The sequence below is a fragment of the Agarivorans sp. QJM3NY_25 genome (genome assembly GCF_050870875.2).
Classification (GTDB): Bacteria; Pseudomonadota; Gammaproteobacteria; order Enterobacterales; family Celerinatantimonadaceae; genus Agarivorans.
Genome location: NZ_CP194041.2, coordinates 4,444,711 through 4,456,463, shown reverse-complemented (window position 1 = coordinate 4,456,463; position 11,753 = coordinate 4,444,711). Strand labels below are relative to the sequence as shown.

Sequence of the window (11,753 nt, the reverse complement as noted above, 5' to 3'; positions counted from 1 at the left end):
ACAAAAGATTTTTACCAGAGAGATAAATATGCCGGAAGACAAAGTTGATAAGATCCTCGCTCAATGGCGAGTGGCGAGACCTGATTTAGATTGTTCGGTCATGGGGGTGGTGGGACGCTTAGGTAGAACTCACTGTCAGTGGCGACACCAGCTAGACCAGATATTTAACCAGTATGGATTAAGCAATATTGAGTTCGATATTATGGCAACGATGCGCCGCAGTGGCGAAGCCGTGACGCCGACTCAGCTTTATCAAACGCTGATGATCTCGTCTGGTGCGGTAAGCAAACGTATTGAAGAGCTGGTGCAACGTAACTTGGTGCAGCGGATTGCCAGTGAGCAGGATCGACGTAGTTGCAAGGTGAGACTCACTGAACAGGGCCAAGTCTTGCTCGACCAAGCACTTAACGCTCATGTTGCCAATATGAACAAAATGCTGAGTCCGCTGGATCCAAAAGAGCAACAACAACTCGCTGGTTTACTTAAAAAGCTACTGCTCTCAGAGGGTTTATAAGCAGCCTGAACAACGCTTAAAAACGGTGCCGGCTTGTGGTCAACGCTCCGTTTTATTTTCAGCATAGTGAAGTGCGATACTTTGGTTTTTCGATTTTGCTTAGCTAAAACGCTGAGCAATAAATTTGGCGGCTTTCGCTGCACCCTCGTTAGAAATGCTATGTAGGGTGTCGGGTTCGTATTGGGTTTCTACTTTGTAGCCTAAGTCGCTTAAGCGTTGTGCGGCAATTTGGCTTTCGGAGCAGGCGATTACCGGATCTTTTTGCCCATGGATCAGCAATACCGCTTGCTCTTGGCTCTTAGAATAAGGCTCGGGGGAAGATAATCGGCCAGAAAAGGCCACCACGCCAGCAATTGGTAGGCGGGAACTTACCAGTAAATCCAAGGCCATAATTGATCCTTGAGAGAATCCAGCAAGGATGATTTGGTCATGTTGTGGATCTAGTTGATGTTCTTCTAGTACGGCTTGAATGCTCAGATCGAAGCTTTTTCGTGCTTGGGTAATCCGTAATGGACGGGTTTCGTCACTGATCCCTGTCACACTAAACCATTGGTAGCCAGGGCCCTGGTCAAAAGGAAAGGGAGCATTGGGGGCAATGACTAGGGTATTGGGTAGGCTTTCGGTCCAATAATTGACCAGGCCTTGCAGGTTTTCGCCGCTGCTGCCGACGCCATGTAACATGATAACTGCTTGTTTACTCATCTGCTGACACACCTTGAATGAAATAATGGTGTTTAGCTTAAACTATCTTCTCCTTGATGATTAGTCTTCAAAAATGGGAGTGATTATTAACGCTATGGCGATAATCTTTCGCGAATTTGGCTTGGTCGCTAGAAGTGGGAGCAGTATTTTAAGACTCTTTGGCCTTCGCTTGTTTTACTTGGGGTGAGGCCTATCCATCGAACGCTAGAGATTGGAGGCTAACGGTCTCTGGCAATTCGATGAACAGGTCTCATTTATTTCGCCTTAGAGCCTTGTTATATTGACGCCCTTCAGCGTTAAAGCGTGCCTTTCTAAGAGGAATGAGTATCACTAGAACTTATTTATTCGGTTTGTTTTCGTTGCCGTCGTACCAATCAAGGTATTGACTCGCACCCACCTGACCCGATTCGACTAAGGCTTTTTTCTTCTCATCGGATAGATCAAAATCGGTGGTGCTAACACCTAGGGTGTCGATGTACACGGTGCGAGCCCAATCATCACTATGTAAGTGCGCATTTTGCTGTGCTTCTAATATGGTATGGATCAGTGCCCAGCTATAATCGAAGAAATTATCGATTTTTTGCTGACTAGGCGCCGCGTGATCGCGAAATACTGCAATCTCTTGTTTTGAATCGAGCCTGAAGCCAAGAGTTTCCCGGTTATACACATAGTTAGAGATAGGCCGTTGCAGGGTGGTGATTTGTGAATTGATTGATTTGTAGTAATCGGGTTCATGGTAGTTGTGGTTCACATATTTCTGGCGATCAAACAGCTTGATGGGGTAGTTGTCGAGTACTCCGCCATCTACATAAACATCGCCACGGATACTACGCTTAGCGGCAAAAAATAGTGGGATCGACATCGAAATCCTCGCTGCATCGGCAACGCAGATCCTTGGCGTATGCTGTGCTGAGAATACTTCAGAAAAAGATGTTGATAGGTTGGTTCCCATAAAGTACATAGATTTGAAGCCTTTACTGTCTTTCATCGCTTCAATATCTGCGAAAGTGCTCTCGCTATTGCCAGTTTTTTGTTTAATCAATTGGCCTATCCAATTGCGAAAGAAGTCGCCTTTATACCAACCAAATTGCTCTATTAAACGTTCGGTATCTCGAACCACGCCCCAGGAATCATCCATAAAATTGTTAAAATCTAAAGACCACAGGATCTGCTTCATTTCTTCGTTGGTGTAACCCAAGCCCACCAGCACCGCATTGATTGCTCCGGCAGACGTTCCGCCTACCCGCTGAATATCTTGAATAATGGCTCTCTCTGAAAACACTTCGAGTGCGCCAAGGTAGGCGATGCCCTTTACACCACCTCCTTCAAAAACGAAGTTTTTAAAGTGATAGTTCATGCTGTTATCTCCCGATGGTTGATGCCATTAAATATCTTGCTGTTTAGGGCGATACCCCAAGCACGGTTAGGGTCTAATTAAATCCCAATCCTTGGCCCCTATTGGTGTTCTTGCATGGGGGCGAGTGTGTACATTCAGTAGAGGATTCGTCCTCCTAAAAGCCTAGCTATTAATGAGCTATTTGCCATTAAAGAATGGCGTGAAGTGAGAACTATCTTTATACAGCTGCAGAGGGGGCGGATGTTTACGGTTGATGAAGGACGTAACATAGCTTTTAATTGTCTGATAAGTAGTGATTTTATGTTAAAGTTAGAATGCTTATTTGAGATGGTTAGTGGAGTGTTGTCAGACAAATTTGCTGTCAACAATGGATTTATACATTGTCAGATGTTTTGAAGCGCATATAAAATTGGAGGCAATTGAGTGAACAAAGAACAGGCGCAGCAGCATATAGAATCGTGTTTGCAAGAAAGTGATTCATTCATTGGTTTCTTTCAAGCCATAGAGCCACCAAAGATCTGGTTGTTCTTTTTGATTGGTCCCTTGGCTGTATTTAGCATGAAAAGCTATTTTTTAGCCGTGACCGAAGCGGGTATCTATTTTCATAAGTTGAGTCTACTCGGAAAGTTTAATGGCTATGACTTCTTTACCTACGACGACATTGAGAATGTAAAAATTGGAAAGGGTTTACTGCAGCGGCCCATTAAATTCAAATTTAAAAATAACCGAAAAATTACCGTGAAGGCTCAGTTAAAAGGCGTCGAAAAAATTGCCAAAATAACGCCCGAGGTACAGCAGTATATCGAAGGAAATATCCCCGTAATATCATGATTTTATTTCTTGTATCCAGCCTTATTTATGGGGGTGGATTACTGGCGCTAAAACCATCGCCGAATAGTTTGAAAGTGAAGCCCATATCCTACAGGGAACATTTTGGCCTTGTTTGGGCGGCGATGTTTTCAGGCCTATTATTGATGTTGGTATTTCTGGTGACAAGCGATTTTGGTTTTATCACGGTTAACGACAATCTTTATCGCTTACTCTCACTTAATAACGATTTTCAACACAATAAAATTTGGCCGATACAAGCGATGACTCACTTGTTGATCCACGCTGATCTTTTACATCTTTTTTCAAATGTGCTTGGCTTGGGCGTTGCTTCTGTCTACCAAAGAAGGGTGGGGGCTAGACGATTTTTTGCCGTGTTATGTGTGGCAAGCGTGGCGTCTATTCCATCGATTTTATTCTTTTCCGAACCAGTTTCAGTATGTGGAATATCTGGCGGGATATTTGGTTTGGCTGCGGCATATTTTACTGATGAAGATGGCTTAAGTTTTAAGGAGTGGGGGAGTGCAATATTGCTATTTGTATTTCTGATGGCGTTGTTTTCTCTGCAATCAACATTTTACCGTCATTCCAGTGTGAGCTTGGATTTGAACATTGACCACCTAGGACATGCGATGGGGGCTATGGGTGCGATTATCTATTGTCGGTTAAAGCCAAGAGCAATGGGTAAGCAAGCCGAGAGCGGTTAAATGGAAAGCACCTAAAAACGTGCTTAGTGTTATTTTTTGGTGAATGTTTTACACGATTGAACGGCCAACTTTCTTTTAAGATACAAAAATTACGGTTGGCATGATCCGTTATCTTCTCTGGTGTTTGGCGATGTATAATTATGCGTCAGCTTTTGACAGCAGCTTCTCGATATTTTCTAAACGCATGTTACTAGACTGCCAGATTTTTTTGCAGAGTTGTGCTGCTTACCGCAGATGACTATCAAAAAAGCCAATCACAAGTTCTTCAGCACCATAATTAATATAAGCGTGTTTTTGCCAAATGGCTTGAAAGTGCGAGGCTTAAAAATTGCTGAACGTTGATGGCACCGAGTGTGCGTTTAAACTGCTATAGTGGCCAATCAGGACGTACACAATAATGGATGAATAATGGGTAGAGAGCTATTTGTAAGCGTACAGCGTTTAACCATCATGTTGGCGTTGTTGGGTTTATTCAGTTGCTCAGTCTCCCAGCGAGAAGCGGCAGACCAAAGCTTAATCAATGCGGACTTTAAGATCGAGTTAAGCCAATACCAACATAGTCCCTATAAACAGGTCGAAGCCCAATTTACTACGGAGCAAAATTTACAATTGGTATTTAGAGTCTTGTCTGATCTGCAGCGAACCGCTCAATGGTTCGAACACTTACAAGCAATTGAAACCTTGGAAATATATTCCAATCAACAGTTTTTGTTACGCACTATCATCAAAAGTCCTTGGCCGTTTACGGATCGAGAACTTATTACTTGTGTTGCCACCGACTTTGAACCGAAGCGCATTCAAATTCGGGTGAGCGCTTGTTCAGACCGTTACCCGCCGAATCCTCAGTGGGTTCGTGTGAGCGCAACCAATGCCACTTGGACCTTGCAGCAACAAGCATCGGGTGCAGTGCTGGTGAATTATAAGGCTTGGCTCGATCCCAATGGCAATGTTCCGGCGTTATTTTATAACCAACAACTGATCGCTTCAACGACTGCTTCTCTGCATCAACTAATCAAGCTGATCGAAAGCTCTTCATTACAACAGTATGCCTATTGAGGGCTTGTTATTATTGTGTGTCGGAGTCATGTTGAGTTTGCTTTAATGGTGAAAGTTTATGATATATAACATATTTTTATCAAGTTAGGCGAGTCTCTTCTTTTAGTTATAAAGAACACTCACCGCTATTGATTAAAAAGACATTAGGGTGCAAAATAGAGCGTACACTAGCAAAGTAGTATTAATTAAACATCATACTTGAGGTGATATCATTGTTTGTGATTGAAAGTATTTTCATTGAATTTGAAGTGCATACCATCCGTTCAGTTTTGTTCGTGGCTGTATAGGTTAATCATTAACAAGGTGAATTATGACTAAATTAATTTCAATCGCTAACTTGCCATATAATTTATCTGCCAGTAGAGCAGCTCAGCTATCAGTTCTATCAGAAATTATTGGAATTAAAAAGGAACTTCTTAAAAGAGGAGGGCAGCTGGAAATTGACTCTATCTGTGCAACAATTTTATATCGACATTTGACTCAGAAGCAACGAGTCGATGCGATGGTTTTAATTAGGTCACTCTCCAATCCCATTTTAAAAAGTAAGTTAATAACAAAAGCTCTGGATGCTACATATTTAAATCCGCAATGGGGGATATGGTCGATGACTAATGATGAATTACAAGCAGATAAAGACTTTCATGAATTCATTGATTCATTTGCTAGTTACATTGGACTTAGTGCCTCAGGATTAGGCGTCAAAGAGTTAATTGATAGTGCGAGAAGTAACCAAAAATTGGCTAAAGGTGGAATTGTAATGTTAGTCATTTGGGGGACAGTTGCATTTAATAAATCTGAGTTAAATAAAGTCAGCAAAGAAATTAATAATAGAACTATAATGCTTACTTCGGAACTATATTGATGGTCATTAGAATTATCTTAAACATATTAATTGCATTGTTAGTATTTTGGTATTGGAGTAATAGTGAACCCTCGAAAAAGGATGGGTTATTTTACGTCTTTTTTATAAGTTCGCAAATTGGGATTTTCTTTGCCTATGAGAAAATTGCTAAGCTTAAGGATCAACTTAAAGAACAATCTTCTGTAGAGCCCGTGAGCACAAAAGATACGAAATGAAGGTGATAGTCTGAAGGCTTGCCGTGGATAAGTATCGAAGCACGCAAGTCTCATTAGGTTGTCGTTGCTCAGGCCAACAGAGAATAAACAAGAATAAAAGACATCCATCCCAATTGATCCCAACTGGTATTCAGTCATTAGTTGCCTGAACTGTCAGTAGTGTTTTCTTGGAGTTATTGCCATGCCTCGGTCAAGACAGTCGCAAGTCAGCTTATCGAATACACCTTATTCCCACTGTGTTCGACGGGCAAGATAAGCAAATGGGCAAGAGCTACGAGCATCCATCCTCGCGAGTGGATTTAAAGTGGCTGTCATAAATAACTTATTGATGTTTGTGCTTACGCAGTCATGAGTACATTAAGGTCGTAGGCTTCGGATTTTGGTCGTGTTACTTTGGGTGTCTTGATATTTAGTGTCTTCCGTCTCGCTGAATGCCAGTTTTTATCCCCCTCTTTGTTAATGCTGAACTTTTCAACATCAGGCTGCTTTCTGTGTATGAGGAGTGAATCTTGTTGCCCTATGGAAGCGATTTAACAGAGGCTTGTAAGTGGCTGTTATAAAAATACAAAAGGAAAAATTTTTGATGAAATTTTTAAATTGCTTGAAAATAGAGCAACTACTTTCATAGTTTAAAGGAAGTAGCATAGCCCCGCTTTATCTAATACGAGGCTGGGAGATAAATAAACCTCCCTTAGAAAGTTACTTTATAAAGTAAAGCATCTTATTTTGTTGACTGTAGGACGTGCCACCGCTATATGGATAAACATCAAACTTCACAGGTCCAGCGTTGTATACTGATGCCCCGTTCATAGAATGAGTCCCACTAGTATTTGCAGCGGTAATAAATATCGCAGAGAAGTTTCTAGCCCAATCAGTAACTGACGCCCACAACACCGAAGCAGTAGCTAAATCTTCTGCAACGACTTCAGGCTGTTTACTAGCAGGAGCTAAACGCATAGTGTCAACACTAATAGTAGAGACTCTTCCATGCTCGTCTATGGTCATAAAACCTTCACTCATTAGAGATAACAAAGCTTGCCAGCTATCTTTCTCAAGAACCCCTAATTCATCGAGTTTAACACTGCTTGTTGCAGTTTTAGCTGGCAGGTTGTCTCGATGATTGACAATCAGAGTCCATCCGCCGCCATAATTAGTCATATCACAATACGCTTCAAATGGAGCTACTCCAAAGTCTTCTCCATCAGGGTCGATTACATAATAACCATCACCGGTAGACTCCCCAGCTAAAATAATATCATTACAACTTTGTCTCACAGTTTGAACTTTCGGAAATTCCAAACTCCAATCTCCAGCCTTTCCCTCAGCTGAATACCAAGTCCCGTAATAATCAGAATTAGCATCCTTAAGGCCAACAAAATAGGTCTTTTGTTGCATGCCCTCTATTTCAAAATAAATATTTTTTTCGTTCTTAATTGATCCGTTGAATAACTGAGAATCATTAACAATTGAAACAACCGACTCACCATTTTTCACTAAAGTAAATTCTACGCTACTAGTAGCAATCAATTCGTTATCAATAGTTTCATCCATTGATAGCACTGTTGGCATCTCTGTATTGTTGGCTTGAACAGCCAGTGAAGTCACAAAAAACAAGCTTGCTATCTGATATTTCATTTCATCAAAAACCTATTATCTAATTAAAATGCCAAAAATACACTTACCTTATAAATAATTCAAATATTATGATGCCGTTTTTTTATAAAACTGTAAATTTCTGGGATAAAATCATTTAGAGTGAAGTAAGCTGCGTATTTCGGTGATTGCGATCGCTTGTTTCGGTTTATTCCGATCACCTGTTCCTACGGCAGAAAACTAAGACATCCATCCCAACTGGTATTCAGTCATTAGTTGCCTGAACTGCAGGGCGGGAGCATACTTTGATGGATTTATAACCCAAAGAAGACTCGTGCCCGATAATCGTCGCTCCATCCCGCTTTCTTCAACTTCACTTTGTGACTTGGCGCTCCACAATCGCATTGTTTGAGCATGTTCATCACAAAACGTCTAAATAGAGCTATGTTTTCCACCGCTCCGTCTAAAGTAATGCGAGAGTTATCCTCTTTAAAAACAACATCTAATACGTAATGCTGGCTGTTTTCAATTCGCCAATGCTGACGAATATAGTGGCCTAACAATTTGTGATTCGGTGACATTGAGCTTATGTAATACGAGGTATCTACAGTGCCTTTCCCATTTATCACGCGGTGGCGTTCCACTGCTATGATGCTTCTTACCGTTGGCCATTTCTTTGCTAACTCTTCGGGCAACTTGGCCTTTAGTTGAAAGACGTATCGCTCTTCGCTACGACCATGGTGTTTTTCTTTAATTTCAGTGACGACCTTCTCTTTACCAGCATCAAAGACGGCTTGAAACTGCTCAACAACAGCCGCTCTCAACTTTGGTTGGTTGTTTTTTACTTGAACGACAACATGAGCCTTCTTTTCTGCGATTTTCTCTAGTGTATCGCGCTGACAATGTAGAGCATCAACGGTGACAACACTGCCTTTTACGTTAATAACATCAAGCATTTGGCGCACAACGCTAATCTCGCCGTTCTTGTTCGCTGTCGGTTTCTGACTCAGAACGAGACCACGTTCAGTATCATAGGCTGTAACCAATTGTAATGCTGTTTTCTTGTTATTTCGGTACGAGCCACGCAGTACTTTTCCGTCAAATGCGATGATGGCTCTGTTTTGACTCGTTCGCTGCTCGTTAATCCACAGAGCTAATGCCTCAAGCAAAGACTCCGCGACAACAGAACGCAAAATGCGTGCAATCGTGTGTCGTCTTGGGATCCCGTGTTCAAATGGTCTATATTTCCTCAGCCAGCCCAACTTCTCTTCTCCATAATATTCAATGTCTTGCCAGCCTTCACATCCTGATGCGATAGCACTGATAACAAGGAAAATCACGTCAATAAGGTCATGCTTTTGATTGATGTCAGATCGAGTATCCTCGACGACTGATAAATGTTCAATTATGTTCAAAATAACTATGTAGCTTAGGGTTTAGAGGTATTAGATCATATCTGTTAACAAAGTGCGATCCCGCCCTAGCCTGAACTGTCAGTAGTGTTTTCTTGGAGTTATTGCCATGCCTCGGTCAAGACAGTCGCTTTTGGGAAGGCCGCTTTAAATCGTAAGCATTACTCGATGAAGCAGCACTTGCTAGTTAGAATGTCTGTCAAAATACTCCTAATTAAGCGGTCGTTGTCTATTGGGCTAGTATTGTATAATTTGGCATACTTGTTATGTATAAGAGTAAAAAATAAGAATGAAAATCCATCACTTGAGAAGCGCAACCTTTGTCATTGAGTCTGGTGAATATCATATATTGGTTGATCCTATGCTCGGTGAAAAAGGTTCATTGCCGCCATTTTCGCTATTCCGATTCAAAGCCCAAAACAATCCAACCGTAGATTTACCTTCAAATGCCAAGATTATTCTAAAGAAAGTAACTCATGCATTAATCACTCATAGTCAAACGTTTGGTTTTAAGCCACTGCAACACGTTGATCATTTAGATCGAAAAGGTGAGGATTTCTTAATCGAGAAATCGGTTCCTGTAACCACGATTAATAAAGATAAAGCTTATTTGGAAAAGTATGGAATGACGGTATCTAATGGCTTGTTGCCTTGGCAGCCTACGGCATATTTAGGTGGGGAAATTACGGCAATTCCCGCTCAACACGGGCATGGTTGGATTAATAAAGTAATGGCTAACGGTTGTGGCTTTTTCCTAGCACTACCTAATGAACCAAGCATTTATATTAGTGGCGATACGGTCTTAACCGCAGATGTCAAAAAAGCCTTGAGAGATCTGAAACCAGATATCACCGTGGTTGCGGCTGGTCAGGCTCAAATGGATGTTGGTCAGCCACTGTTAATGTCGAAGGATGAAGTTCTGGAGTTTATTCGTTTATCACCTAGTAAAGTTATCGCAAACCACATGGAAGCATTAAATCACTGCCCAATAGATAGAAATGTACTGAGACATACCCTAGATTTTGAAGGCCTCGCTGACAAGGTGATCATCCCAGAAGATGGAGCAACGTTGACGGTTAAGGTTTAAGTATTCGAGTGCATTTAAATTGGACCTGTTTGAGTTATTACATTAGCTGGTGTGACAGTGAGGAAAACTAAAGCATCCATCTTAGCGAATAGGTTTAAAGCAGGAAAACTAAGACATCCATCACTCGGGAGTGATTCAGGTTATCTAGAATAACTGCGCTTGCCGTCTTGCTTGTTGCCCTATGGAAGCGATTTAACAAAAATTTTAAAGTGGCTGTCTCGATCAGTAGATAAATAACTTAGTTATGGCTGAATCGCAAATTTTATTTGAATCAAGTGTTAAGTTGCTATACGCTCTGGGTATGAACAAAGAATCAATGTTATTTTTAAATGGTAAGTTTCAGTCTTTAATAAAGCTTGCTCAGCAGATGGAAAAGGCGCCAAGAAAGTTTGGTACCGACGAAGTACTTTCGAACTCAGAGATCCATTTAATAGAGATTATCGGTGATCATCGCGACTTAAGTGTCACAGACATTGCTAACGCATTGGGGATAACAAAAGGCGCGGTTTCTCAAGCTCTAAAAAAACTGGAGAAGAAAGGTTTTACCGAGAAAAGCCCTGCTCCAGACAATCTTTCGAGAGCCATTGTTCGATTAACGAGTAAAGGGGAAATTGCTTTTGTTGCTCATAAAGAGTGGCATGAAAAGATGGATGGCGGGTTTGCTAACTATATACAAGAATTAGGTCAAGAGGATATTAAAGTGATTTCTGAGTTTCTCGAAAGAACGGAAGATTTTCTCATTCGCAGGGTTAACTCTTCGGAGTAACCCTTTTTTTAGCTAAAGTGTATACCAGCTAAACACTTAAGGAAAAAAAGATGAACTTGTTAAGAAATGAGCTACATATTTGTAATCACAGGCACTCCTTTGCACTCGATAACGTGGCTCGCCGTTTATTTCAATCACCCAAAAAGATAACATTAGATTATATTCGACCAGGGAATACTGTTATAGATATTGGGTGTGGCCCAGGTTTTTTTACAATTCCAATGGCGGAACTCGTTGGAGAGACTGGTCAAGTTATTGCGGTTGATCTACAACCTCAAATGCTCGCTAAACTAAAGAAAAAGCTGGATGGCTCTATTTTGAATGAACGTGTTGAACTGCATCAGTGTGAACCATCAAGTCTGGCACTTAAATCTGAAGTTAAAGCGGATTTTGTTCTAGCTTATTACATGGTTCATGAGGTTCCCAACCAGAGAAGTCTCTTTGAAGAGGTAGCCAATACACTTAGCGATGATGGCCAATTTCTAATAGTAGAGCCATTTTTTCATGTCAAAAAGTCAGCTTTTATGCAATATCTATCGATTGCTGAAGATGTAGGTTTGAAGGCAATTGAGTCTCCTCGAAAAAAGGGCGGGATGAGTGTGTTACTCACGAAATAGATGAATTTGAAGGAGGCTTGGTTTAGAGCATCACTTT

12 protein-coding genes are annotated in these 11,753 nt (G+C 41.2%); 8 read left to right on the top strand and 4 right to left on the bottom strand.

Annotation, left to right across the window (positions count from 1 at the left end):
- The first annotated feature begins 28 nt into the window (after nucleotides 1-28).
- Nucleotides 29-514: a MarR family winged helix-turn-helix transcriptional regulator gene (locus ACRRSW_RS20440; protein WP_432460296.1), complete on the top strand. Its 486-nt coding sequence runs from the start codon at nucleotides 29-31 to the stop codon at nucleotides 512-514.
- Between the two features lie 99 nt (nucleotides 515-613).
- Here ACRRSW_RS20440 and ACRRSW_RS20435 read toward each other — a convergent pair whose 3' ends face one another.
- Together ACRRSW_RS20435 and ACRRSW_RS20430 are read right to left on the bottom strand one after the other, a co-directional pair.
- A complete protein-coding gene (locus ACRRSW_RS20435; protein ID WP_432455723.1) occupies nucleotides 614-1,216 on the bottom strand; it encodes an alpha/beta hydrolase in 603 nt (200 codons plus the stop codon).
- A gap of 337 nt (nucleotides 1,217-1,553) precedes the next feature.
- Nucleotides 1,554-2,573 (bottom strand): patatin-like phospholipase family protein, encoded by a 1,020-nt coding sequence (locus ACRRSW_RS20430; RefSeq protein ID WP_432455724.1) that lies wholly within the window; start codon nucleotides 2,571-2,573, stop codon nucleotides 1,554-1,556.
- Between the two features lie 423 nt (nucleotides 2,574-2,996).
- On the opposite strand from ACRRSW_RS20430, the gene ACRRSW_RS20425 reads away from it, so the two are divergent.
- The 4 genes from ACRRSW_RS20425 to ACRRSW_RS20410 all read left to right on the top strand — a co-directional run bounded on the left by ACRRSW_RS20425 (nucleotide 2,997) and on the right by ACRRSW_RS20410 (nucleotide 6,026).
- Complete coding sequence (locus ACRRSW_RS20425; RefSeq protein ID WP_432455725.1) at nucleotides 2,997-3,404, top strand: PH domain-containing protein; 408 nt, start codon at nucleotides 2,997-2,999, stop codon at nucleotides 3,402-3,404.
- A gap of 122 nt (nucleotides 3,405-3,526) precedes the next feature.
- Entirely contained in the window at nucleotides 3,527-4,108 is a 582-nt protein-coding gene (locus tag ACRRSW_RS20420) for a rhomboid family intramembrane serine protease (protein ID WP_432460295.1), read from the top strand.
- A gap of 408 nt (nucleotides 4,109-4,516) precedes the next feature.
- Complete coding sequence (locus ACRRSW_RS20415) at nucleotides 4,517-5,164, top strand: START domain-containing protein (RefSeq protein WP_432460294.1); 648 nt, start codon at nucleotides 4,517-4,519, stop codon at nucleotides 5,162-5,164.
- A 310-nt stretch (nucleotides 5,165-5,474) separates the two neighbouring features.
- Entirely contained in the window at nucleotides 5,475-6,026 is a 552-nt protein-coding gene (locus ACRRSW_RS20410; RefSeq protein ID WP_432460293.1) for a hypothetical protein, read from the top strand.
- A 914-nt stretch (nucleotides 6,027-6,940) separates the two neighbouring features.
- On the opposite strand, the gene ACRRSW_RS20405 is transcribed toward ACRRSW_RS20410, so the two are convergent.
- Together ACRRSW_RS20405 and ACRRSW_RS20400 are read right to left on the bottom strand one after the other, a co-directional pair.
- Entirely contained in the window at nucleotides 6,941-7,876 is a 936-nt protein-coding gene (locus ACRRSW_RS20405; RefSeq protein WP_432455728.1) for a fibrinogen-like YCDxxxxGGGW domain-containing protein, read from the bottom strand.
- A 272-nt stretch (nucleotides 7,877-8,148) separates the two neighbouring features.
- Nucleotides 8,149-9,249: an ISAs1 family transposase gene (locus tag ACRRSW_RS20400; RefSeq protein ID WP_432452595.1), complete on the bottom strand. Its 1,101-nt coding sequence runs from the start codon at nucleotides 9,247-9,249 to the stop codon at nucleotides 8,149-8,151.
- Nucleotides 9,250-9,535: 286 nt separating this feature from the next.
- Here ACRRSW_RS20400 and ACRRSW_RS20395 point away from each other — a divergent pair, with 286 nt between their 5' ends.
- From ACRRSW_RS20395 to ACRRSW_RS20385, 3 genes are all read left to right on the top strand, one after another.
- A complete protein-coding gene (locus ACRRSW_RS20395; protein WP_432460292.1) occupies nucleotides 9,536-10,333 on the top strand; it encodes an MBL fold metallo-hydrolase in 798 nt (265 codons plus the stop codon).
- Between the two features lie 244 nt (nucleotides 10,334-10,577).
- Nucleotides 10,578-11,099: a MarR family winged helix-turn-helix transcriptional regulator gene (locus ACRRSW_RS20390; protein ID WP_432460291.1), complete on the top strand. Its 522-nt coding sequence runs from the start codon at nucleotides 10,578-10,580 to the stop codon at nucleotides 11,097-11,099.
- Between the two features lie 50 nt (nucleotides 11,100-11,149).
- Nucleotides 11,150-11,716, top strand: a complete 567-nt coding sequence (locus ACRRSW_RS20385; protein WP_432460290.1) for a class I SAM-dependent methyltransferase — start codon at nucleotides 11,150-11,152, stop codon at nucleotides 11,714-11,716.
- Nucleotides 11,717-11,753 lie beyond the last annotated feature (37 nt).